Annotated in this window: 22 protein-coding genes; 9 read left to right on the top strand and 13 right to left on the bottom strand. The window is 67.3% G+C overall.

Annotated elements, in window-relative coordinates; translation table 11 throughout:
* Positions 1–6: 6 nt before the first annotated feature.
* Positions 7–1455 carry an aldehyde dehydrogenase family protein gene (locus BAU07_RS14310; protein ID WP_066658913.1) on the bottom strand — a complete coding sequence of 483 codons (1449 nt, stop codon included), beginning with the start codon at positions 1453–1455 and terminating at the stop codon, positions 7–9.
* Positions 1456–1946: 491 nt separating this feature from the next.
* On the opposite strand from BAU07_RS14310, the gene BAU07_RS14305 reads away from it, so the two are divergent.
* The 3 genes from BAU07_RS14305 to tcuB all read left to right on the top strand — a co-directional run bounded on the left by BAU07_RS14305 (position 1947) and on the right by tcuB (position 5607).
* Positions 1947–2864, top strand: coding sequence for a LysR family transcriptional regulator (locus tag BAU07_RS14305; RefSeq protein ID WP_066665449.1), 918 nt, complete (start codon positions 1947–1949; stop codon positions 2862–2864).
* An 84-nt stretch (positions 2865–2948) separates the two neighbouring features.
* Positions 2949–4370: an FAD-dependent tricarballylate dehydrogenase TcuA gene (gene tcuA, locus BAU07_RS14300; protein ID WP_066665448.1), complete on the top strand. Its 1422-nt coding sequence runs from the start codon at positions 2949–2951 to the stop codon at positions 4368–4370.
* Positions 4357–5607 (top strand): tricarballylate utilization 4Fe-4S protein TcuB, encoded by a 1251-nt coding sequence (tcuB, locus tag BAU07_RS14295; RefSeq protein WP_066658911.1) that lies wholly within the window; start codon positions 4357–4359, stop codon positions 5605–5607. The genes tcuA and tcuB overlap by 14 nt, the downstream gene beginning before the upstream one ends.
* 88 nt (positions 5608–5695) lie before the next feature.
* Here tcuB and BAU07_RS14290 read toward each other — a convergent pair whose 3' ends face one another.
* The 5 genes from BAU07_RS14290 to BAU07_RS14275 all read right to left on the bottom strand — a co-directional run bounded on the left by BAU07_RS14290 (position 5696) and on the right by BAU07_RS14275 (position 10804).
* Positions 5696–7009, bottom strand: coding sequence for a cation:proton antiporter (locus BAU07_RS14290; RefSeq protein ID WP_066658909.1), 1314 nt, complete (start codon positions 7007–7009; stop codon positions 5696–5698).
* Positions 7010–7019: 10 nt separating this feature from the next.
* Complete coding sequence (locus tag BAU07_RS27155) at positions 7020–7157, bottom strand: c-type cytochrome (RefSeq protein ID WP_157122241.1); 138 nt, start codon at positions 7155–7157, stop codon at positions 7020–7022.
* Complete coding sequence (locus BAU07_RS14285; protein ID WP_232338130.1) at positions 7133–7783, bottom strand: cupredoxin domain-containing protein; 651 nt, start codon at positions 7781–7783, stop codon at positions 7133–7135. The genes BAU07_RS27155 and BAU07_RS14285 overlap by 25 nt, the downstream gene beginning before the upstream one ends.
* Before the next feature lie 7 nt (positions 7784–7790).
* Positions 7791–10079, bottom strand: coding sequence for an FdhF/YdeP family oxidoreductase (locus BAU07_RS14280; protein ID WP_066658907.1), 2289 nt, complete (start codon positions 10077–10079; stop codon positions 7791–7793).
* Between the two features lie 140 nt (positions 10080–10219).
* Complete coding sequence (locus BAU07_RS14275) at positions 10220–10804, bottom strand: TetR/AcrR family transcriptional regulator (RefSeq protein WP_066658905.1); 585 nt, start codon at positions 10802–10804, stop codon at positions 10220–10222.
* Between the two features lie 148 nt (positions 10805–10952).
* On the opposite strand from BAU07_RS14275, the gene BAU07_RS14270 reads away from it, so the two are divergent.
* The 3 genes from BAU07_RS14270 to BAU07_RS14260 all read left to right on the top strand — a co-directional run bounded on the left by BAU07_RS14270 (position 10953) and on the right by BAU07_RS14260 (position 13235).
* On the top strand, positions 10953–11645 hold the full coding sequence (locus tag BAU07_RS14270) for an SDR family oxidoreductase (RefSeq protein WP_066658904.1): 693 nt from the start codon (positions 10953–10955) through the stop codon (positions 11643–11645).
* A gap of 72 nt (positions 11646–11717) precedes the next feature.
* The gene (locus BAU07_RS14265; protein ID WP_066658902.1) at positions 11718–12377 is read left to right on the top strand and encodes a cysteine dioxygenase family protein; all 660 of its coding nucleotides are present in this window, start codon (positions 11718–11720) and stop codon (positions 12375–12377) included.
* A gap of 105 nt (positions 12378–12482) precedes the next feature.
* Positions 12483–13235, top strand: a complete 753-nt coding sequence (locus BAU07_RS14260) for an IclR family transcriptional regulator (protein ID WP_066658900.1) — start codon at positions 12483–12485, stop codon at positions 13233–13235.
* Positions 13236–13258: 23 nt separating this feature from the next.
* On the opposite strand, the gene BAU07_RS14255 is transcribed toward BAU07_RS14260, so the two are convergent.
* On the bottom strand, positions 13259–14269 hold the full coding sequence (locus BAU07_RS14255) for a TauD/TfdA family dioxygenase (RefSeq protein WP_066658898.1): 1011 nt from the start codon (positions 14267–14269) through the stop codon (positions 13259–13261).
* A gap of 166 nt (positions 14270–14435) precedes the next feature.
* Here BAU07_RS14255 and BAU07_RS14250 point away from each other — a divergent pair, with 166 nt between their 5' ends.
* Positions 14436–15374 (top strand): LysR family transcriptional regulator, encoded by a 939-nt coding sequence (locus tag BAU07_RS14250; protein ID WP_066658897.1) that lies wholly within the window; start codon positions 14436–14438, stop codon positions 15372–15374.
* Here BAU07_RS14250 and BAU07_RS14245 read toward each other — a convergent pair.
* The 6 genes from BAU07_RS14245 to BAU07_RS14220 all read right to left on the bottom strand — a co-directional run bounded on the left by BAU07_RS14245 (position 15316) and on the right by BAU07_RS14220 (position 21473).
* Positions 15316–16293: a Bug family tripartite tricarboxylate transporter substrate binding protein gene (locus tag BAU07_RS14245; protein ID WP_066658896.1), complete on the bottom strand. Its 978-nt coding sequence runs from the start codon at positions 16291–16293 to the stop codon at positions 15316–15318. The genes BAU07_RS14250 and BAU07_RS14245 overlap by 59 nt on opposite strands.
* A gap of 145 nt (positions 16294–16438) precedes the next feature.
* Positions 16439–17926: a class I adenylate-forming enzyme family protein gene (locus BAU07_RS14240; protein WP_066658895.1), complete on the bottom strand. Its 1488-nt coding sequence runs from the start codon at positions 17924–17926 to the stop codon at positions 16439–16441.
* A gap of 19 nt (positions 17927–17945) precedes the next feature.
* Complete coding sequence (locus tag BAU07_RS14235; RefSeq protein ID WP_066658894.1) at positions 17946–18680, bottom strand: CoA-transferase subunit beta; 735 nt, start codon at positions 18678–18680, stop codon at positions 17946–17948.
* Positions 18673–19506 (bottom strand): CoA transferase subunit A, encoded by an 834-nt coding sequence (locus tag BAU07_RS14230; protein ID WP_066658892.1) that lies wholly within the window; start codon positions 19504–19506, stop codon positions 18673–18675. Before BAU07_RS14230 ends, BAU07_RS14235 begins: the two co-directional genes overlap by 8 nt.
* A 60-nt stretch (positions 19507–19566) precedes the next feature.
* Positions 19567–20295, bottom strand: coding sequence for an enoyl-CoA hydratase/isomerase family protein (locus tag BAU07_RS14225; protein WP_066658891.1), 729 nt, complete (start codon positions 20293–20295; stop codon positions 19567–19569).
* Positions 20292–21473: a CaiB/BaiF CoA transferase family protein gene (locus BAU07_RS14220; protein WP_066658890.1), complete on the bottom strand. Its 1182-nt coding sequence runs from the start codon at positions 21471–21473 to the stop codon at positions 20292–20294. Before BAU07_RS14220 ends, BAU07_RS14225 begins: the two co-directional genes overlap by 4 nt.
* Positions 21474–21606: 133 nt before the next feature.
* On the opposite strand from BAU07_RS14220, the gene BAU07_RS14215 reads away from it, so the two are divergent.
* Complete coding sequence (locus BAU07_RS14215) at positions 21607–22908, top strand: M20/M25/M40 family metallo-hydrolase (RefSeq protein ID WP_066658885.1); 1302 nt, start codon at positions 21607–21609, stop codon at positions 22906–22908.
* 120 nt (positions 22909–23028) lie between these two features.
* Positions 23029–23565 (top strand): MarR family winged helix-turn-helix transcriptional regulator, encoded by a 537-nt coding sequence (locus BAU07_RS14210; protein ID WP_066658884.1) that lies wholly within the window; start codon positions 23029–23031, stop codon positions 23563–23565.
* The last annotated feature ends 87 nt before the right edge of the window (positions 23566–23652 follow it).

Below are 23652 nucleotides of genomic sequence, written 5' to 3'. Positions count from 1 at the left end.
CTTGTCTCAGGGATTGAAAATCACCAGCCGTTCTTCGGTCATTTCGCGCACGGCGTAGGCGGGGCCTTCCTTGCCGAAACCGCTGTCCTTCACGCCGCCGAAAGGCATCACGTCGGAACGCGCGCTGGATGTCTCGTTGATCTGCACGGTGCCGAAGCGCAGCGTGCGCGCGGCTTTCAGCGCGCGGTCGATGTCCTGCGTGAAGACGCCGGCGGACAAGCCGTAGGGCGTGTCGTTGGCGCTCGCCAGCGCGGCATCGAAGTCGTCGAAGGGACGCAGCGCGAGCAGGGGCGCGAAGGCCTCCTGGCACCACACCCGGCCGTCGCCCGGCGCATCGGCGATGATCGTCGGCTCGATCACGGATCGATCGCGCCGGCCGCCGCACAGCAGGCGGGCGCCCGCGGCCACCGCTTCCTGCATCCAGCCTTCCGCGCGTATCGCGGACTGCTCCGAGATCAAGGGCCCGACCCGCGTGGCGGGGTCGCGCGGATCGCCGGCGCGCAGCGTGGCGGCATACTCGACCAGGCGCTGCGCGACCTCTTCGGCGATGGACTGGTGCACATACAGGCGCTGCACCGAGGTGCATACCTGGCCCGCCTTGCGCAGGCCGGCGTTGGCGATCTTAGGGATGGCGCGTTCGAGGTCGGCGTCCGCGCACACCAGCGTGCTGGCGATGCTGCCCAGCTCCATCTGCGTGCGGCGCAGCCCGGCCGCCTGCTGGATGATGCGGCCCACCCGCGTGCTGCCCGTGAAGGTATAGAAGGCCACATCCTGCTCGGCGAGCAGCCAGCTGCCGACGCTGTCGCCTTCGCCCTGGACGATGGCCAGGAATCCCGGCGGCATGCCAGCCGCCAGCAGGACTTCGCCCAACAGCGCGCCAGTCAGCGGCGTGAACGCGGAGGGCTTGAGCACCACAGCGTTGCCGGCGGCATAGGCGGGCGCCACCTTGTGCAGCACCGTATTCAGCGGCGAATTGAACGGGGTGATGGCGCAGACCACTCCCACGGGAAAGCGCTGGGTGAATCCCAGGCGTTTTTCGGCGCCCGGGCTGGCGGCGAAGGGCACCATCTCGCCGACCAGCCGCACCGCTTCGTCGGCCGACAGGTTCAGGGTCACCATCGCCCGGTCGACCTCGCCGTTGGCGTCGGCCAGCGTAAAGCCCGCTTCCGCGACCATCGCCATAACGAAGTGCTCCCGCCGCGTCTCGATCAGTTCGGCGGCGCGTCGCAGTACCGCCGCACGCAGGTGCGGCGCGGGCGCGCCTGCCTGTACGGCCTGGTGGGTCGTGCGTACCGCCAGGGCAACCTGCTCGCGCGTGGTTTCGCAGACTTCCGCGACGGGCTGCCCGGTGTATTTGTCGGTCACGGGGAAGCGGCGTGGGCTGTCCAGCCATTCGCCGCCGATCAGCGTACCGGTGGCGGGCAGGGCTTCGGGAGGAATAAGAGGGGCGTGCATGTCGTTGTCCGTGCAAGGAGAAAGTCAGTCGGAGGGCAAGAGGCGGAAGGCGACGGGCAGAATGAATATCAACGGATCCGCCGCGGGTTGCTGCGTCGAGATGAAACGTTATTACACTGTCGCGTGAAAGCCGAGGCCTGTCCGGGATGCCGGTGCCGGGCCGCTGGCGGGCCACCGATCCCCGCGATAGGTGGGGTGCATGTCTCGTCCTTTAGGCGCTGGGCGGAGATGCCGCCGTGGCGCCTTGAATTGTTATGCGTCAGCGTGCGGCGCCGCCGCCCCGCTGGCCGCGGCGACGATCGCAAAGAAGACGGCTCGGCGCGAGGGCGGTGGGCGCTGCGCGCCGCAAATGAAACGTTATTATGACGGACCATTCAGCGTCGCGCCATGCCGTGTATGCGGTTTTGCGGTGAACACCTCTTCAATGGAACTGAAGTCGGCGCGACGACGTGCCACAATGCGCCGTATCGATATCGTTCTTCTTCACCGTCATGGAACTCCGACAATTGCGCTCGTTCGCGCGTGTCGTCGAACTCGGCAGCATGGGCCGGGCGGCGGCCGAACTGGGCGTGGTCACGTCCGCGCTGAGCCAGCAGATCAGCCGGCTGGAAAGCGAACTGGCCACGCGCCTGTTGCAGCGCACATCCACCGGCGTGGTGCCCACGGACGCCGGCCGCGCCTTCCTGCGCCAGGCTCAGTTGGCGATCCGACACGCGGACGCCGCGGCGATGGCCGCGCGCGAGGCGCGCCTGACAGGGCAGGTCAGCGTCGGCCTGGCGTCCACCACCGCCACGGTCCTCGCGCCCCGTTTCATCCTGGCGATGCAGCAGCGCTACCCGGATGTCCGGCTGCGCATGACGGAAAGCCTGTCGGGCCACCTGGCCGCCATGCTGAACGCCCGCCAACTGGACCTGGCCATCGTCTTCCACACCGACGCGGCCCAGCGCTGGACAGTGCTGCCGCTGCTGGACGAAGAACTGGTGCTGATCGGCCAGCCTTCCATGCCTCGCTGGCCGGCGGGCGAAACCGCCAACCTGGCCGAAGTGGCCCCGGTGCCGCTGGTCTTGCCCAGCGCGGCCCACGGCCTGCGCAATCTGCTGGATGGCGCCTTCGCCCGCCTGGGCGTGGAACCGAATATCGTTGCCGAGGTGGATGGGCTGGCCACGCTGATGGCGATGGTGCGCGTCGGCCATGTGGCGACCATTCAGCCGGGCGCGGCGCTGGCGGCCGACCCCGCGCTGGGACGCATCTGGCTCACCGGCGCCGGCTTGCATCGCAAGAACCTCCTCGTCAGTTTGCCTGAAGACGAGCTTTCCCCGGCGGGCCTGGCCGCCCGGGTGGTCCTGGGCGATGTCGTGCGGGAATTGGTGCGCGAAGGCCATTGGCCCGGCGCCGCTCTTCAGTGTTAATGAAGACCTGTTGAAGAGAACCGGCTTACGCGGCGGTGCGGGGTGGTCTACAGTGCGCACCTGTCCAGGGAGGGCTACAACGCCATGTGGGATGTATTGGTCATAGGCGGCGGCAACGCCGCCCTTTGCGCTGCGCTGATGGCCCGCGAGGCCGGCGCCAGCGTCCTGTTGCTGGAAGCGGCGCCCAAGGAGTGGCGCGGCGGCAATTCCCAGCACACGCGCAACCTGCGCTGCATGCATGATGCGCCGCAGGATGTGCTGGTCGACGCCTATCCGGAAGAAGAGTATTGGCAGGACCTGCTCAAGGTCACGGGCGGGATCACCAACGAACATCTGGCGCGGCTGACCATCCGCGCGTCCTCGTCCTGTCGGGACTGGATGCGGCGCCATGGCGTGAACTTCCAGCCGCCGCTGTCGGGCGCGCTGCACGTGGCCCGCACCAACGCCTTCTTCATGGGCGGGGGCAAGGCCCTGGTCAATGCCTACTACCGCAGCGCCGAGGCGCTGGGAGTGCAAGTGCGCTACGAGGCGCCGGTCGAACGGCTGGAACTGCGCGATGGCCGCTTCGTGGCGGCTTTCGTCGGCGAGGAACGCATCGAGGCCAAGGCCTGCGTCCTGGCCGCCGGCGGCTTCGAGTCCAACCTGGAGTGGCTGCGCGAAGCCTGGGGCCAGAACGAGCGTGGCGAATGGCCCGCCGACAACTTCCTGATACGGGGCACGCGCTTCAACAAGGGCGTGCTGCTGAAGTTCATGATGAACGCGGGCGCCGACATCATCGGCGATCCGTCGCAGTCGCACTGCGTGGCCATCGACGCGCGCGCGCCGCTGTACGACGGGGGTATCTGCACCCGCATCGATTGCGTGTCGCTGGGCGTGGTGGTCAACCGCGATGCCGAGCGCTTCTATGACGAAGGCGAGGACTTCTGGCCCAAGCGCTATGCCATCTGGGGCCGCCTGGTCGCCGGCCAGCCGGGCCAGATCGCCTATTCCATCATCGATGCGAAGGCCGTGGGCCGCTTCATGCCGCCCGTGTTCCCGGGTACGCAGGCGGACACGCTGGAAGAGCTGGCGCGCAAGCTGGGCCTGGATGAAGCGCGTTTCATGCAGACGCTGCAGTCGTACAACGCCGCGTGCCGCATCGGTACCTTCGACCATACCAAGCTGGACGATTGCCACACCGAAGGCATCGCGCCGGCCAAGACGCACTGGGCGCGCCCGATCGACCGCGCGCCGTTCTTCGGCTACCCGCTGCGCCCCGGGATTACCTTCACCTACCTGGGCCTGAAGGTCAATGACCAGGCCGCCGTGCATTTCGGCGGCGTGCCCAGCGACAACCTCTTCGTCGCCGGAGAAATGATGGCGGGCAATGTGCTGGGCAAGGGCTACACCGCCGGCGTCGGCATGTCCATCGGTACCGCCTTCGGCCGCATCGCCGGCACCCAGGCCGCGCGTTCCGCGCTGGCCGCCAGTAATACATCCATGGGAGCTTCCCTTGAAACAGCTTGAAGCCCTCGTCAAACAGGCGAGTGCCATGCATATGGCCACGCCCGATGTCTCGGTGACCCCCGCCCGCACCGCGGAGGGGCATACCAATATGAAGGAAACCCCGGTCAAGTTCGTCCGCGGCGGGGCCAGCGCGCCCACCACGGAGAACGAGACCGAAGTGGCGCGCGTCATGCAGATCTGCAACGCCTGTCGCTATTGCGAGGGCTTCTGCGCGGTGTTCCCGGCAATGACCCGCCGCCTGGAGTTCGGCAAGGCGGACGTCAACTACCTGGCCAACCTGTGCCACAACTGCGGCGCCTGCCTGTACGCCTGCCAGTACGCGCCGCCGCATGAGTTCGCGGTGAATGTGCCGCAGGCCATGGCGAAGGTGCGCGTGCAGACCTATACCGACTACGCCTGGCCCGCCGCATTGGGCAAGCTGTACCGGCATAACGGCCTGACCCTGTCGCTGGCGACGGCGGCGGCGCTCGCGTTGTTCCTGGTGCTGGCCATGATGTCGACCGGTTCGCTGATCCACGCCCCCCTGGCCGGCAACTTCTACGCGATCTTTCCGCACAATACGCTGGCGCTGATGTTCGGCGTCGTGTTCCTGCTGGCGATCCTGGCCCTGGGGATCGGCGTGACGCGCTTCTGGCGCAATGTGTCGCCCGGCAAGGCGACCGGGCCGGCGGTGGCGGAGGCCGCGCACGATGCCTTGCGGTTGCGCTACCTGGACGGCGGACACGGCAAGGGCTGCAACGAGTCGGACGACGCCTTCACGCAGGCCCGGCGGCGCTTCCACCATTTCACCTTCTACGGCTTCATGCTCTGCTTTGCCGCGACCTGCGTGGCCACGCTGTACCACTATCTGCTGGACCTGCATGCGCCGTATCCCTTCTTCAGCGTGCCGGTCATCCTGGGCACGCTGGGGGGCATCGGGCTGCTGATCGGGCCGGCCGGCCTGCTGTGGCTGAACCTGCGGCGGCACCCCATGCAGGGCGATGTCGCGCAGCGTCCCATGGACCGCGGCTTCATCGTGCTGCTGTTCCTGATCTCGCTGACGGGCCTGGCGCTGCTCGCCTTTCGCGACACCGGCGCGATGGGTTTGCTGCTGGCCGTGCACCTGGGAACCGTCATGGCCTTGTTCCTGACGTTGCCGTATAGCAAGTTCGCGCACGGCATCTACCGCAGCGCCGCGCTGCTGAAGTGGAACATCGAAAAGCGCCAGCCCAATTCGCTGCAACTGGGTTCGGACTGACCATGACGACGCGGGCCCCCCCCCCTGGGGCCCGCACGACGCGATGTGAAATCCCGCTGCGGGTATGCGGGCCGGCTGCTGCGTCGCTCTAGTCCCGCGCAGGCTTGGCTCGGTAATACCACTTCAGCACCGGCGAGGCCGACATGCCGTGCAGGAATACCGACACGACGATCGCGGCCAGCACAACGGGCACCACGGGCCGCACCTGCTGTGGCGCATGCTCCACGGCGTACATCAGGTAGAAGAAGGTTCCGACGCCGCGAAAGCCCAGCCATGCGGACACCAGCTTGCGCTGCCACGTCGCGCCGGTCCCCAGCATGGCGGCGTAGACGGCCAGGGGGCGGGCCACGAAGAACAGCAGCACCATCATGATCACCGGCCCCCAGGCGATCATCTCGCGCCAGTGGGCCGATACGACGCTGCCGATGATTACCATGAGCGCAAGCTCCACGATGCCCTCCATTTCCACGGAGAAGGCCATCATCGATTCGGCCAGATAGGCGTGGGCCAGTTCCGGGTCCTTCGAGACCTGCCCACGCTCGCCTTGGCGTATGTCCTGCAGCGCCTCGCTGGGCCGCTCTTCGCCGGTCGCCGCCATTTCGCGCCGCCGCAGCGCCACACCGGCGCAGAATACAGCCAGGAAGCCGAAGCCCTGCGCCAGCACGGTTACGCCATAGCAGGCCATGATCAGACCCAGGGCAAAAAAGCCTTCGAAACCCAGCGCCTGAGCGTAGCGGATGCGCAGGCGCGCGACCAGGGCTTCGGTCAGGCTGCCCATTCCCCAGCCGATGGCGGCGGCCACGACCACGCCCCAGACCAATGACGCGCCAAGCAGCCATGGCGAAGCGTACTCGGCGTCCCGTCCGGTGCACAGGAGGACACCCAGCAGCACGAAGGGATAGGCGGCCCCGTCATTGGCGCCGCCTTCGCCCGATAGAGAAAACCGCAGCGGGTCCTCGTCTCCGGCTTCGCGCGGACGAAGTTCGTTCGCCAGCACCGGATCCGTTGGCGCCATGGCTGCCGCCATTATCAGCGCGACGCCGAATTGCAGCGCCATGCCATACCAGGCGGCGGCTGTCATGACGGCGATGGTGATCAGCATGGCGGGCAGCGCCAGCCGGAAAGGCGCCGACCACAGTCGGTTCCCCAGCGGGGCTCGCAGGTGCAGGCCGATGGCGAACAGCGAGATGATGAGGCCACATTCGGTGATCAGCCTCAGCACGTGCGCGTCGTCGTAGATGTCCACATCGAGGAGGCCGAACCCGGCCGGACCGATCACGAAGCCCACGACCAGGTAAATCATGGCGCCGGTCATGGGCAGCCGCGCGATAACGTTGCGGGCGACCGCCATCGCGATCAACAGTATCCCCACCAGTACGTACCAGATGCCTTCTATCATCATGTCTGTCCTTTCACTTCTTCAATGTGGTCCGCAGCTGGGCGACTTCGGTTCCGGCGACCGGCGGCGCGTCGTTGCCCCGGCTGCTGCGGACATAAGCCAGTACTTGCGCGCTGTGCGCGTCGGTCAGGATGGTGTCGAAGGGAGGCATGTGCGACGAAGGCGGCCCATGCGCCGTCTGCGCGCTGCGTAGTCCTGCGGCGTATCGGCGACCACCGGAAACGCCATCAGGGCGTGCTCGGCGCCGCAGAATTCCGCGCATTGGCCGCGGTACTCCCCCGCGCGGTCGGCACGCAGGGTGATGTCGGCCTCGCGCCCCGGGATCATGTCGCGCTTGCCGTGCAGGTGGGGTATCCAGAATGTGTGGATCACATCGGCCGCTTTCAGGGAGACGATCACCGGCCGGCCGACCGGCAGCCGCAGTTGGTTGGCCGTGACGAAGCCCGGGCGGTCGCCATCCCGTTCGTAGCGCGTTTTCCACCACCATCGGTGGCCGATCATCCCGACATGCAGCGGGTACTCCATCGGCAGGCGCGACAGCGGACGATCGGTGACGACATCGGCGATGGCCAGGCCCAGCAGCACGGCGACGAAGACGGCAGTGCGAACGGCCAGGGTCACATGCCACAGCGCCAGGATGTGCTCGGCCTGTATGCCGGCCGGCGCCAGGACGTCCTGCATGGGCGCGGCGCCCGCACCGGGGCTCCACGCGGACAGGGCGGCGCAGAGGCCGGCCATCCGGGCCGGCACGCTCCATTCCCTGGCGCGGGCGACCATGTTGGCGTCAACCTTCCCTGCGCAGCGTGATCGGCACCGACTTGGCGGCGGGCACCTTGCTTTCCCTGGCATGGTGCCACAGCGGAATCAGCGGATTGCACTCCGGATAGTAGGACCACGCACAGCCGGCCGGAATGTCGTAGGGGCGTACCGTCAAGCCGGCGACCTCGCGCTTGTATCCGTCATGGGCGACGGTGCTCGCGACGACGACGTCGCCTTCGTTCAGGCGCAGCCGCTGCATATCGCCCGGGTTCATCATGATGACCATGCGCGTGCCATGCACGCCGCGGAAACGGTCGTCCAGTCCGTACACCGTAGTGTTGAACTGGTTGTCGCTGCGCGTGGTCATCAGACGGATAATGTCATCGCCCTGTTCCGGCATATCGGGATCCGCCTCCAGCGTTTCCGGGACCACGAAGTTGGCCTTGCCGGTTTCGGTTTCCCATTTGCGTTCGCAGGCGGCCAGCGGCCGATGGAAGCCGCCGGCATTCCACATGCGCTCGTTCAAGTCCTTGAAGATCCTGGGATAGGTGGCTTCGATGGCCGCGCGCACCCGTGTGTAATCGCCCACCCACTGGTCCCAGTCCACGTGCGGATTGGGCGCAAGCGTGGCCTTGGCGATGCGTGCCACGATGGCCGGTTCGGACAGCAGCTTGTCGCTGGCCGGCTCGTGCCGGCCGCGCGAACCATGAAAGCAGCCGGTGCTGTCCTCCATGGACACTGCCTGTTCGCCGGTGGCCTGCCGGTCCACCTCGATGCGGCTCAGGCAGGGCAGCAGATACGCTGTGCGGCCGTGCAGCAGATGGCTGCGGTTCAGCCGCGTGGCCACTGCCACGGTCAGGTCCAGCTTCCGCCACGCCGGCTCCATCCGGGCATGGTCGGGCGTGGCGCGCGCGAAATTCCCGCCCAGCGCGACGAAAGCGGTCACCCGCCCGTCCAGGATGCCTTCGCAGGCTTCGACGGTGTTCATGCCCTTCCTGGCTGGCGGTTCGAAGTGGTATAGCTCGCGCAGCTTGTCGGCGGGCACGTGCTCCGGTTTCTCGGTGATGCCCACGGTGCGCTGGCCCTGCACATTGGAGTGCCCGCGTATCGGGCAGATGCCCGCCCCCGGCTTGCCGATATTGCCCCTGAGCAGCAGCAGGTTGGTCAGCATCTGCACGCTCTGGACGCCGTTGCGATGCTGGGTCACGCCCATGCCGTACAGCACCATGGCCGCTTGCGCGTGCGCGTAAGTCGCGGCCGCCTGGGCCAGCGCCATGCGGGTCAGGCCGGATTCGCGTTCGATGTCCGTCCATGAGGCCTGGCGCATCGCGTCGGCGAAGGCCTCGAAGCCGTGCGTGTGCTCGGCGATGAAGGCATGGTCGACGATAGGCTGTTCGCCCTGGGCCCGCGCCATGTCGTCCGCCTCGATCAACCACTTGCACAGTCCGGCGACTGCGGCGGTGTCCCCGCCCAGCTTGAGCTGCAGGTACTGGGTGCTGATTTGCGTTTCCTTGCCGGTCAGCATTTCGATCGGCGACTGTGGATTCGTGAAGCTGACCAGGCCGGGCTCGCGCAAGGGATTGAAGGTGACGATGGGGACGCCGCGTCGCCGCGCTTCCTGCAGCGGGTGCAGCATGCGCGGCGCATTGGTACCGGTGTTGTGCCCGAAGAACAGCATGCAGTCCGTGTGCTCGAAGTCGTCCAGCGTAACCGTGCCCACGGGCACGCCTATGGTTTTGGGCAGGCCGACGGAGGTGCTTTCGTGGCACATGTTGGAGCTGTCGGGCAGGTTGTTGGTACCGTACATGCGCGCGAGCAGGGCGAACATGTACGAGGTCTCCAGCGAGGCCCGGCCGGAGGTATAGAACACCACGGAATCCGGGTCGCGGCCCTTGAGGAGGGCGCCGATCTCGTCGAAAGCCTGCTGCCAGGGGATTTCCACATACCGGTCGGTCCCGGCATCCCAGCGCATGGGCGCGGTCAGGCGGCCCGCTTCCTCCAGGTCATGGTCGGACCAGGATTCGAGCTCCGCGCAGGTGTGCTCGGCGAAGAAGCCCGGCGGCGCGGTCTTGCTGGTGATGTCCCATGCCGTCGCCTTGGCGCCGTTTTCGCAGAATTCGAAGGGATGGGGGTGAGCCGGCTTGGCCCATGAACAACTGACGCACATGAAGCCGTCCGGCTTGTTCTGGTGCGTGAGGATCCGGCTGCCATGCAACAGCCGGTGTTCCTTGAGAAGGATGGACCCGACCGCGCGGGCCGATCCCCAACCGCCTGCCGGCTCGGTATGGGGCCTGTGTTGCTTCTCTTTCGCCATTGCTCTGCCCAGTTGTCTTCTGGATTGCGCCGCGCACGCCCTCGCGGGGCCGGTGCGCGACGCGGGTGGGGCGGCGTCAGCACGCCGCGTGCCCATACGGGAGCGAGGCGTTTCCCGGGTGGCCGGGCGGTTCGAGACGGCTACGCGGCGCCCGCAAGCTGCAGCAGTGTCTGCCTGCTGCTTTCCAGCAGCTGTGCGGACAGCGCGGGATCATTCAAGGCGCGTGCGACGCTCATCGCCCCGACCATGGCGGCGGCGATGCTCTGCGCCTTCGCGTTCGCGTCCGGATGTCCAGGATCCGGCAGGTAGCCGGCGATGGTGTTCACCAGGCGCCGGAAATAATCGGTCGTCTCGGCACGCGTCGTGTCGTCGCCGCGCGCCAATTCCTCGCTCAGTGCGGCCAGGCCGCAGCCGCGGCCGGGATCGTCCCGGTGCGCGGTCGACAAGTAGGCGGACAGCAGCGCCCGCAGCCGCGCCGGCGGAGGCTCCTGTTCAATCCGTTCGACCAGGGCGTCCAGCACGCCGTTCATCGAACGCACGCAGGCCTCGCGCACCAGTTCCTCCTTGGATCCGAAGTGCTTATAGAAACCGCCATGCGTCAGGCCGGCACTGGCCATCAGTCCGGCCAGTCCCGTTGCCGCAATGCCATTGCGGCGGAACTCCTGGCCCGCGGCCTCGATGATCCGTTCGCGGGTACGGGCCGCTTCCTCTCTCGATTTGCGCATAACCGGAGACCTTCGAAAAGTGATTGACATTTAGATGATAATCGACATTTAATAAGATGTCGCGTGACATCTTAAATGCCGGCCGGCGATTCAGCAGGGCGCACAGGCGCCGCGGCGAACCTGCCGGCACAACCGAAAGGAAATTGACATGGAAATCCAAGGACGTATCGCGCTGGTAACGGGCGCAAACCGGGGCCTGGGCAAGGCCATCGCGCAGGCGCTGTTGCAAGCGGGCGCCGCCAAGGTCTATGCGGCGGCGCGCGATCCCGGCAAGGTGGATCTGCCCGGCGTCGTGCCGGTGCAACTGGACGTGACCGACCCCGCCAGCGCGCGGGCCCTGGCCGAGCGCTGCGGCGATGTCGACATCGTGGTCAACAATGCCGGGATCTCCGTGCATGCGCCGGCGCTGGGCAGCGAGACATCGGACGTGCTGCGCCGCGTGCTGGATACGAACCTGTACGGCATCCTGAACGTCAGCAGTGCGTTTGCGCCGGTCGTGGGCCGCAACGGCGGCGGCGCCTTCGTCAACGTGCTGTCGGTACTGAGCTGGGTAGCGCTCGATGGATTGACGCCCTATAGCGTGTCCAAGGCGGGCGCGTGGGCCCTGACGAATGGCATGCGCCAGGAGCTCAAGTCCCAGAATACGCAGGTCACCGCGGTACATGTCGGCTACATGGATACGGACATGGCCGGCCACGTCGGAGGACCCAAGACCTCCCCCGTGGATGCCGCCGCCCAGATCGTCGCCGCCATTCGAGATGCGCAGCCCGAATTGCTGATCGACCAGCTCAGCAAGGACGTGAAGGCTTCGCTGGGCACGCCGGCCGCTGCCTATCTGTGAACCGCTTGCAGGGGCGGATCGAGCTGTGGAGAATGCGGGATAGCCCCGACTTTCTCCTGGACGATCCGCATCATGGCCGACCTGTCGCACGTATCAGAAGACCTGCCCGCCGATCAGTCCGGGCCAGGGCGGCTCCGTACCTTCATCGCCACGGCGACGCGACTGGCCGAGCAGGGCGCCATGGAAGGGCCAGCGTTGCTGACGGCTTTCCGCGCCCTGGTCGGCCATGACGATTGGCTGCCCCAGGACTGTACCCGGCCCCACCCCGTCCATTACCAGCAGTACCTGCTGCATTGCGATCCGCTGGAGCGGTTCTCCCTGGTGAGCTTCGTGTGGGGCCCAGGGCAGTCCACGCCGGTGCACGACCATACGGTGTGGGGTTATGTCGGTATGCTGCGGGGCGCGGAGCGCAGCCAGCGTTATCGGCACGCGCCCGGCGGCGGCCTGGTGCCGGATGGCGAGGCGGTGGTGCTGGCGCCGGGACAGGTGGAGATCCTGCGGCCGGAGGAGGGCGATATCCATCAGGTGGCCAACGTGCTGGAAGACCAGGTGTCCATCAGCATCCATCTGTACGGCGGCAACATCGGCGCGGTCGCCCGCAGCGTGTTCGATCCGGCGACCGGCCAGGCCAAGCGCTTCGTATCCGGTTATTCGGCGCCGACCGTGCCCAATCTGTGGGACCGCTCGGCGCAGGTCCGGGCGGCGCCGGCCGCGCGCGGTCCGGTCCTTTGATATCCGCTACCCCGGCCGTACAGAAGGCCGCGCGGCTGAAGCGCGGATGCCGCGCCGGCCTCCCAATCCCTTCGTGCTATCTTTGCCGCCGGAGAGGACCCAGGCATGGACAAAACGTTATTGAAGGGGCTCATGGTCCTGGAGGCGGTGACCGAGGTCGAAAACCGGCCGCGCACCATCGAGGAACTGGCCAGCCGCGTGGGCCTGACGCGCAGCAATACGCATCGCACCTTGCAGACCCTGGTGCATGCGGGCTATGTGGTCAAGGACGACGAAAGCGGCGGCTACCGCGCCACCGTGCGCCTGTTCGAACTGGGCGCGCGCCAACTGGCTCAACTGGACGTGCGCAAACTGGCGCAGCCCGCCATGCGCAGGCTGACCGACGGAACGGGTGAAACCGTGCACCTGTCCGTGCTGGATGGCATGGACGTGGTCTACATCGACAAGATCGACAGCGCCCAGCCGATACGCGCCTATTCGTATATCGGCGGCCGCGCGCCGGCCTACGCCGTCGCCACGGGCAAGGCGCTGCTGGCACATCAACCGGACGGGTATATCGCGCGCTGCGCCGGCGAGCTGCAGGCGCACACGCCCAGGACCATCACGTCGATGGCGGCCCTGGAAGACGAAATGCGCAAGGTGCGGCGCCTGGGCTACGCCATCAACCGCGGCGAATGGCGCGCCAGTGTGGGGGGCGTGGCGGTGGCCATCTTCAACAGCCTGGAGCAGCCCGTCGCCGCCCTGGGGATTTCCGGGCCGCTGGAACGCTTGAGCGCCAGCCGCATGAAGGAGCTGGCGCCGACGGTGGCCGAATGCGCGCGCGAGGTATCGCGCTGCATGGGCCACCACGGCTCGTAACGGCGCGTCGGCGCCCGCCTGCGCTAGCCGTTGTAGAAGCGGCGCCCATGGTTGCGCAACCACAATCGCACTAGATGCCGTTTGCGGTCTTCCTCCGGGTAATCGACGAAGGCCGTGCGCCGGTGGCCGAGCCGGGTGTTGTCCACGATCTGGATCTGGCCGGCCTCGAAGAAAAATTCGCGCGCGAAGCGGGGTTCCATCATGATGGATTCCAGCGCGTGCAGGGCCTGCTTGCCGCGCTCGTCCATTTCCTGCCCCGCCATGGTGTAGCCCGTGACCACATGCCGGTGGGACAGCCGGCATAGCGTACGGCCATCGCGGGTCTGGAAAAGGGGATGGCTGAGGAGGCGCGGGTCGCCGGGCGCGTGCTCGCGCTGGCGGTCGAACAGATACGGCTGGTACAGGCGCTCGACCAGTTCCGGGTGCCGGGCCAGCATCTCGTTGTAGACGGAATAAAAGCTGACGATGCTGCTGATGCCGCCCTCCATGGCGGGCCGCACGCACAGCAGGCCGACGTAGTCCGGCGGGTAGAGGTTGTAGCTGTTGTCGGTGTGGAAATTCTGTTCCGCGTTGGTGATGTCGGGACGCACGCCATTACCGGGCGGCTTGCCCAGGTCGCGCACGTCGTAGATGACCTTGCCGTCCCAGCTCTGGGCCACGGGGCGCGATACCAGCTGCGCCAGCAGCCAATATACGGCGCGGGCCTCGTCGACGCTGTAGTCGTCCATGGGCAGGCGATCGATGATCGCGAAGCCGACACCGTGCTCCAGCGTGGCGCGCACGCGCTTCATCATCGCGCGGCACGCCGTCAGCTCGAAATCCTCGACCTGCAGCATCGCCAGGGGCAGGGGATTGTGGCGCAGCGTCTCGACCAGTTCGTCCAGTTCCTTGCGCGCGGCGCCATCGATCCTCTCCAGCCCGTCCTCCGGCGCCAGCGTGTCGCGGCGCCATACGACCGGCTCGTCGAAAGGCGTGTCGCGCACCTGTATGGCACGGTCGTGATGTTCGTCTAGGATGCGTTCGATGGCGCCCATGTCTTCCTCCCGGTGTCGGCCGTGCGGCGCACGGTTGATGATGGCCAGTCTAGGACGGCATGTCGATCGATGAAAGCGATTTATTTTTATTGAACTTCATCGCATAATACGATGCTCCGCCGGCCCCGCCCGTATCCCGCGGCGGTCGGCTGCCCGGGAGCGCGCAATGCACGTCAAGCAACTGGAAACCTTCATAAGGATTGTGGAAACCGGCAGCTTCGCCGGCGCGGCGCAAGCCATGCATACCACCCAGTCCACGATCTCCGCGCGGATGCGGGAACTGGAAGCGGGCCTGGGCGTGGCCCTGTTCGACCGCAGCGGCCATCGCGCCACCTTGACGCCGCGCGGCCGGGCCTTGCTGGCGCGTGCACGCGAGATGGTCGGCCTGGCCGCCGATATCGCCCGGGAGATCGGCGATACGCGCGCGGCCGCGGGGGTAGTACGCATCGGTGTCGCCGGCCTGGTCGCCATGACATGGCTGCCGCGCCTGATGGGCGCGCTGCGCGAGCGTTTTCCCGGCGTCGCGGTACAGCTGGAAGTGGCCTTGACCACGCCGCTGGTGGACAAGCTGGGGGCCGGAGAACTCGATGTGTCCATCGTGACCGGGCCGGTAAGGGGCGCCGGCCTGGAATGCGTGTCGCTGGGCTATGACCAGTTCGTGTGGATGGCGCCGGCGGCGCTGCCGGTGCCCCGGCGCGCCTTGACGCCCGTCGAACTGGCGCAGTGGCCTATCCTCGGCTTGTCGGAAGCCTCGCATCACTATCCCGTCATCGACGATTGGTTCCGCGCGGGGAACGCGGCGTACCAGCCGGTGGTGTCGTGCAGCAACGTGCGGGTGCTGGCAGACCTGACGCTGGCCGGCCTGGGCATCAGCCTGCTGCCGCGACGATCCTGCCAGCACGCCGTGGATGCGGGGCAACTGCGGGTCATCGAAACGCGACCAGCTTTGCCCCCGGTCGAGTTCGTGGCGCTGCACAAGCGCGACCTGATCGATCCGCTGGCCGCCGCGGTCGCAGCGCTGGCCCGGGAGACCAGCGAATTCTCGCTTACTTCTTCGCCATCTCCTTCGCGTCGGCCTGCCGCACCACCGCCGTCCACTTCTTGAGTTCGGCCTGCAGCATGCGGGTGGTCTCGGTGGGTGTCGTCGTTACCGCTTCGGCTCCTTGCTGGCGGAATTTCTGCTGCACCTCCTGCATGGCGCCCACTTCACGCATGGCGCCGGCCAGTTTATCGACGACCGCTTGCGGCGTACCGGCGGGCGCCAGGACGGCATAGGCGTTCGTGACGTCGTAGCCGCGCACGCCTTCTTCCTGCAGGGTCGGCAGGTCCGGCAGGCTGTGTGAACGCGTGGCGCTGGTCACAGCCAGCACCCTGATGCGCCCGCCGTTGATATTGCCTTGCAGCGCCGGCAGTGTTTCGAACACCATGTCGACCTGGCCGCCCAGCAACGCGGCCACCGATGGACCGCTGCCCTTGTACGGCACATGCATCAGGTTGGTCCTGGTGTCGGCCTTGAACAGTTCCACCGCCATCTGCTGCGGCGTGCCGGGGCCGGCCGAGCCGAAGGTGAGCTGGCCGGGCTTCTGCCGCGCCAGCGCGATCAGTTCCTCGATGGATTTGGCGGGAACCCGCGTGTTGACCGCCACCACCATGGGCACGGTCGCGGCCATGGAGACCCCCACGAATGCCTTGGAAAGATCGTACGGGCTCTCGCCCAGGGCGGCGTGGATGGAATGGCTGCCCAGGGCGCCCAGCAGCAGGGTGTAGCCGTCGGGGGCCGATTTGGCGACATGGTCGGCGCCGATCTCGCCGCCCGCGCCTGCCCGGTTTTCCACCACTACGGTCTGGCCCAGTTTGTCCGTGAGGTACTGGGCGTAGATTCGGCCCGCCGCGTCGCTGGCGCCGCCAGGCGGGAAGGGGACGACCAGCTTGATGGGCCGCGCGGGCCAGGACTGCGCCCAGGCGGTGGCCGAGCACAGGGATAACAGCAATGCGCTTGCGAGCGCGCGCCAATGACGATGCATGATGTGTCTCCTTCAGTGACCCGGCCGCTGCCCCCGGGCGCTTTATGTGCACCGCATGTCGGCATGCGGCGTTACGGTCCTGCAATTCCTTCGCGGTACCTGCGGGCGGCAGGCGGCGTGACGGCGATCCGGCGGGACCGCGCCGTCAGCCTCCCGCCTGCGCGCGCAATTGCGCCGCCAGCGCGTTGCGGTCCACCTTGCCCACCGCGTTCTCCGGTAGCGCCGCCACCGCGATAAAGCGGTCCGGTACATAAATGCGTCCCAGGCTGCGCAGCATCTCGGCGCGCAGCCGGGTTTCGTCCGGCGCGTCGCCGTTGCGGCCGACGACGAAGGCCACCGGCACTTCCCCCAGGTCGGCGTGCGGGCCGCCCACGACGGCGCAGGCGGCTACGCCCGGCACGGCAGCCAGCGCGCGTTCGATAAGCGATGGCGAGATGTTCTCGCCGCCACGGATGATGACGTCCTTGATGCGCCCGGTGATGGACAGATAGCCGTCCTCGTCGAAGCGGCCCAGGTCGCCCGTGCGCAGGACGCCATCCAGTGCGGCGGGATCCGCCGTGCCGACATAGCCCGTCATCAGGTTATCGCCGGCGATACAGATTTCGCCTTCGGCGCCGGGCGGCGCGAGACCGCCGTCCAGCCGGCGCAGGAATACGCGCTGCCCCGGCAGTACGGTGCCCACCGTGCCTATGCGGCGCGCGTGGGGCGGATTCATGGTCGACGTGCAGGTGGCTTCGGACAAGCCATAGGAAACGACCAGCGGGCAACCCAGGAAGTCCTCGATGCGCCGATGCAGCGACTCGGTAATGGGCGCCGAGCCGCAGCGGGCGAAGCGCAACCGCGCCAGGCTGGCGGCGTCGAAGCGCAGCTCGATCATGCGCGCATACATGGTTGGCACACCCGTAATAATGGTGGGCGCGTACCGGTCCAGCAGGCCGGGCATGTCTTCCGCACGGAAACGTCCGCCCAGCGCCACGCAGGCACCGGCCAGGAACGGCGCGAGCAACTGGTTATTGATCGCGTTGGTGTGGTGCAGCGGCATGACGTGCAGCAGGCGGTCATCGGGCCGCAGCCCGGTATGCGACGCCACGCCGCGGGCGTTGCAAAGCAGGCCGCGGTGATTGATCAACACCCCTTTGGGATGCCCCGTGCTGCCCGACGTGAAAAGCAGCAGGGCCGGATCGTCGGGCGCCACGGCATCGTCCCAGACCGGATCTGCGCTGCCGTCACTTCCGCGCCAGTCCAACTGCGCATCGCTCGGCAGGCCGCTGGCCGCGGCCGTAGCGCCGTGCGCGTCATCGTGCACCAGCCAGCGCATGCCAACGGCGGCGATGCGGCGCCGCGTTTCCTCTTCCGATAGCCGCGGTTCCAGCGGGCAAGGGCAGGCGCCCGCGGCCAGTGCCCCGAGAATGGCCAGCACCTGGTCCCTGGAACGCGCCATGGCAAGGCCGACGAAGTCGCCCCGGTGCACGCCCTGGTGCCGCAGCCAGCCGGCCGTGCGGGCCACCGTGTCGGCCATCTCGCCGTAGGCCAGCGTCCCGGCCGCGTCGACCAGCGCCGGCCGGGCGGCGCACGACGGATCGGTCCAGCGCCGGCGCAGCGCGGTGAGGAGGTTGGCGGATTCGTTCGGCATGCCGTTTCCCCTTATGTCGCTAGCGCAGGCGCACGGCGGCGTCGCGCTCGAACTGGCCGGCTGGATCGAGGGTCAGCAAGGCGTCGATTTCGCGGGCCGTCGGCAAGGCCGTGGGCGTGGCATCCGCAGCGTCGAAATCGAATCCCGTCCGGGCACGCACTTCGTCCAGGCTCGCCTCGGGGTGCCAGGATTGCAAGGCCAGCCGGTCGTCGCGCTTGACGAACACGGCGATGGGCGTAACCACGCCATGGAAGCCGCCCCAGGAGGTGGTGAAGTCGAGCTTCTCGACGAAGGCGCGCGTCGAATGCTCGGTGCGCCAGGTGCAGGCGCGGCGGGCGGTCGGCAGCATGACCGCGCCGCCGCCTCCACCGGGCAGGCGCACCTTGGGCCGGTGCCAGTCGCCGATGCAGGAGTTGTTCGCGCAGCCCCGGCCGTCTATCTGCGCGGCGCCCAGGAAGGTCAGGTCCATCCGGCCGCGTGTGCACAGGTCGTAGAAGTCCTCGTTGGCGAAGATGGAGGCCGAATGCTCCGCCAGCACGGGATCCGAACTGGACAGGGGCACGTGCGACGGACGCGGGTCGACGCCGCCCGCCACGTTGATGTAAACGAAGTTCCAGTCATACGCCTGCTTGGCCAGGAGGCAGGCCAGCATGGGGAAGGTGGAGTTCACGCCGCTGAAGGTGATCTCGTTCGGGCGTATGAACCGCGCCAGGTTGACGACGATGTAGGAGAAGGGCGACCAGGATTCAGGCATGGGCCGCCTCCCGCAGTTCCGGCGCCTCGCCCATGTGGGCGTCGAGGTGGCGCTCGGTATCCATGTACCGCTCCACGGCCGGATAGTCGATGGCGTAGTCGGGCCAGCAGGAGCCGGGCCAGGCGCCTTGCGGCACGATGGACAGCGCCTGCACCATGAAGTAGGGCACCACGGTGGCTTCCGGCTCGCGCTCGAACACCGCGCTGTCGACCATGCGTTCGGCCACCACCAGCACGCTGCCCGATGCGCGGCTCATGATGCGATCCCAGTGGTAGGTGCCGCGGACGCGCACGTTGCCCAGCGCATCGACCTCGCTGGCGTGTATGACGGCGAAGTCGGGGCGGATGGCGGGGATCACCCAGGTCTTGGTCCCGCTCCCATACGGATCGTCCAGGCAGCGCCAGCCGTTGAGTTCCGGCAGGTCGCTGCCGTGCAGGCCGCCGCAGGGCATGAACGGCACGCCATAGGCCGCGGCGCGCAGGCCCGCCGTCAGGGTGGCGCACGCGTGTTCCTCCAGCGCCACGCGACCCTGTTCGATGGCCTTGCGATAGCTGGGCGCCAGGCCGAAATTGCCTTCCATGGCGACGATGCCCGCACGTATCCGCCGCAGCACGCCGGCGCGGCACAGGATGTCGACGTCGTAGCCCGGCGACTGCTTGATGAGTTCCAGGTCGCGGCGGCCCTGGCGGATCAGTTCGCGTACCAGCGCGAACGGCCCGCGATGCAGGAAGCTGCCGCCCAGCGCCACCGAGGCCCCGTCGGGGATCAGCGCGGCCAATTCCGCCAGGGGGATCTGTTTCTGTGTCTCATTGAACCCGGATGCCATGTGCGTAGTCTCCTTGTCGATCGTGGTCCATCGCGCCCATGCGCGCGCGTCGGGCGGCGGCTATCCCTGCGGCGCCTGCATATAGGCGGCGATCCGCTGCTTCAGGCCCGGCGCGGCGGCCGAACGCACCAGCCGCGCCAGGTCCTCGTCGGCGGTATGCCCGGCCAGCGCGTCGTACAGCAGGGCGCGGCTGGCGGACGGCAATTGACGCGCGCGCAGCGCGGCCTGCTCGCAGCGCGCCGGCCATTCGGCGCGCGCGCAGACGGCGTGCACGAAACCGATTTCCTGGGCGTGCGCGGCGTCGAAGGTGGCCGCCGTTTCCAGCAGCGCCCGCGCCGCCTGCACGCCGACCAGGGAGGCGAAGTGGCGGGTGCCCAGCACCAGCCCGAATTTCAGGCCGGGCATGCGGAAGCTGGCGTCGCTCTCCGCATAGCGCACGCGGCACGCGGCGAACAGGTCCACCCCCGCGCCGAAGTTGCGGCCATGGGCCAGGCCTATCGTCAGGCAGGGCGAATCGCGCAGCGCCTGCAGCAGCGTTTCGATGCGCACGAAACGCAGCAGCAGATCGCCCTCGGACTGCGCCTCCAGGTCCGAAAAGTCGAAGCCCGCGCTGAAGTTGCGGCCTTCGCCTTCCAGCACGATGGCCTGCGCATCATCCCGGTGCGCCTGCTGCAGCGCGGCCAGCAAGGCCTCCACCATGTCGGCCGACAGCGCGTTCATCTTGTGTGGCCGGTCGAGGGTGATGTGGCATACCCCGTCCTGCTGGCGCACCCGCACGAGTTCGCTCATTTGGCGGTCTCCGGAGCAGGCGCGGCCGCGCGCAAGGGAGCCAGCACGTCGTCGTTGTGTTCGCCCAGCGCCGGCGGTCGCTGGCGAATGGCGCAAGCCTGGCCGTCGAAGCGTACCGGCATGCCGAAGGTGCGGGTCTTCACGCCATTGGGCAACTGCACGGGTTGCACCCAACCCATGTGCGCGACCTGCGGATCTTCCAGCACTTCGGAATATGAATTGATGGGCGCGCAGGGCACGCCGGCCTGGCGGAACCGCGCCAGCCAGTGGGAGGCGTCCTCGCTCATGAAGATTTCCTCCAGCATGTCGCGCAGTACGTCCTGGTTGCGCGCGCGCAGCCCCGTATTGGCAAAGCGCGGGTCGGCGTACCAGGCATCCCGGCCGACCACCGCGCACACGCTTTTCCACAGCGCGTTGTTGCCGGCCGCCATGCCGAAATAGCCGTCGCGGCACCGAAAGGCCTGGTACGGCGCATTGCGCGGATGGGCGGACCCCAGCTTGGCCGGGTCGCGGCCGCTGCCGAAGAACTCGGAGGTCTGCAAGGCGGCGATGCCGAGCGTGGCGCCCAGCATGGAGACATCGATATGCGAACCTTGCCCGCTGGCCTGCACGGTGCGCAGGGCGCTGGCGATACTGAAGGCCGCATACAGCCCCGCGGAGAAATCGGCCACCGGCACGCCGCATTTGACCGGGGCGCCGCCGGCTTCGCCGGTGACGCTCATGAGGCCGCTCATGGCCTGTATGGTGAGGTCGAAACCGCCTTCCTGGGCGCGCGGGCCCGACTGTCCGTAGGCCGAGATCGAGCAGTAGAGCAGCCGCGGATTGCGGGCGCGCATGTCGGCATACCCCAATCCAAGGCGATCCATCACGCCGGGGCGATTGTTCTCCAGCAGCACATCCGCCCCCGCGATGAGCCGGCGGGCCAGCTCCAGGTCCCCGGCGTCCTTCAGGTTCAGGGTGACCGAACGTTTGTTGCGGTTCAAAGAAGCGAAGTTCTCGCTATAGCCGTCCGAAATCGGCGGCCAGCTGCGCAGGGTATCGCCGCCTTCGGGATGTTCGATCTTGATGACATCGGCGCCCATGTCGGCCAGCAGCATGCCGCAAAAGGGACCCGCGGCGACATTGCAGATTTCGATGACGGTGATTCCGGACAGGGCCGAACCCGCGGTTTCGGGCATATGCTTATTCCTAATATTTGGGAATCGAATAACGAATGTTGGAATATGCGTGCAGATTAGCACCGTTGCGGCGGCATCGTCCACTAAGCGCCGGCGTGCTCTATGATCGATCGACCACAAGGAGGAGAACGCCATGCCACAAGCCATGTCCCGCTGCCGCCGCGGTCTTGCGCGCGCCTTGCTCGTCTTCATTGCATTGGGGGGCTCGGCAGCGCAGGCCGCGCCCGCGCCCGTGCCGGAAGTCCTTGAGCAGGCCAGGGCCCAGCAGCAACCCATGCTCGATACCCTGCGCGACCTGGTCGGCATCGAATCCGGTAGCCGCGACGTCGAAGGCGTCGAGCAAATCGCCGCGCTGGTGGCGGAGCGCCTGAAGGCCCTCGGCGGGTCGGTGCAGGTGATCAAGCCCACCGATGTCTTCCGCATGGGCGACACGCCCGACGTGGTGGGACCCATGGTCCACGCGGAATTCAAGGGCAAGGGCAGCAAGAAAATCATGCTGATCGCCCATATGGATACGGTCTATAGGAACGGCATGCTGAAAGACCAGCCGTTCCGGGTGGAGGGCAAGCGCGCCTACGGGCTGGGTATCTCCGATGACAAGCAAGGCGTGGCCACCATCATCCATACCGTCGCCCTGCTGCAGAAGCTCGGCTTCCAGGAATTCGGCACGCTTACCGTGCTCATCAACGGCGACGAGGAAATCAGCTCCCCTGGCGCGCGCAGCACGATCACCCGGCTGGGCGCGGACCAGGACGCGGTGTTCTCTTTCGAAAGCGGCGGCACGAAGGGCGACCTGCGCCTGGCCACCAGCGGCATCGGCGCGGCCTACCTGACGGTCGAAGGCCGGACCTCGCACGCGGGCAGCCGTCCCGAAGGCGGCGTGAACGCGCTGTACGAACTGGCGCACCAGGTACTGCAAATGGACGACCTATCGCAGCCGGACAGCGGGTTGAAGCTGAACTGGACGATGGCCCAGGCGGGCACCAACCGCAATGTCATCCCGGGCAATGCGACAGCCCAGGCCGACGCGCGCGCCTTGCGGGTCGCGGACTTCGACAACCTGGAGAAATCCCTGCAGCAACGCGTGCAGAACAAGCTGCTGCCCGAATCCAAGGTCAGCCTGAAGTTCGAGGTACGCCGTCCTCCGCTGGAGGCCACGCCGGCGTCGCGCGCGCTGGCCGCACACGGCGCCAGCATTTACCAGGAACTGGGCATGTCGCTCAATGTGCTCGACAGGGCAACCGGTGGCGGGACGGACGCGGCCTTTGCTGCCCTGAAGGCGCGCGGCCCCGTCATCGAGGGCATGGGCGTCAACGGATTCGGCGCGCATTCCAATTCCGCCGAGTACATCGAAGTGGACACCATCGTGCCGCGCATGTACCTGGCCGCGCGTTTGATCATGGATGTCGCGCTCGGCAAGGTCACGCAGCCCTGAGGCCAGCGCCGTGCCGTGCGCGGGGTGCCACCGCAGGGCAGGCCCGCGTCGCGGCCCGGGGACGATGGTGTAATATTCAGTGTACTAACGACTTTACGGGCCACCACGCAGTCATTTCCTATGGCAGACGCGGACAGCAAGACGACAAGAAGGCGACGCGCTCCGGCCGCGTCAGCGGCGGACGACACGGTCTTCGCGCCGGCAAAACAAGTACTGTTCGCGCGCCCCGGTTACCTGGTGCGACGGCTGAACCAGATCCACTATGCGATGTTCTTCGAGGAGTGCAAGACGCAGAACATCACGCCGGTTCAGTATGGCGTATTGACCGCGTTATCGCTCAGTCCATGGATGGACCAGACCGCTCTCGGGATGGAGTTGGGACTGGATCGCACCACGACGGCCGACGTCATCAAGCGCCTGCAGGAGCGTGGCCTGGTCCAGCGCCGCGTCAACCCCAACGACAAGCGGTCGCGCCAGGCGGTCATCACCGAAGAAGGCCTGCGCATCATGGGCTTGCTGCAGACCGGCATGGCGCGCGCGCAGCAGCGGCTGTTGGAACCGCTGTCGCCGCGTAACCGCCAGGTATTCATGAAGCTGCTGTCCACGCTGGTGGAAGCCAATAACCAATACGGGCGCGCGCAACTGCGCGCCTTTTGATTCCTGCGCGGCGCAGCGCGGATCCATATCCAGGATTTCCCTAGTTTGTCAGTACGCTGACTATAACTTCAGTATACTGACGTATCG

This window comes from Bordetella flabilis, assembly GCF_001676725.1.
GTDB lineage: Bacteria > Pseudomonadota > Gammaproteobacteria > Burkholderiales > Burkholderiaceae_B > Bordetella_C > Bordetella_C flabilis.
The sequence above is the reverse complement of the archived record's forward strand: the minus strand, read 5'-3'. Positions and strand labels throughout refer to the sequence as shown.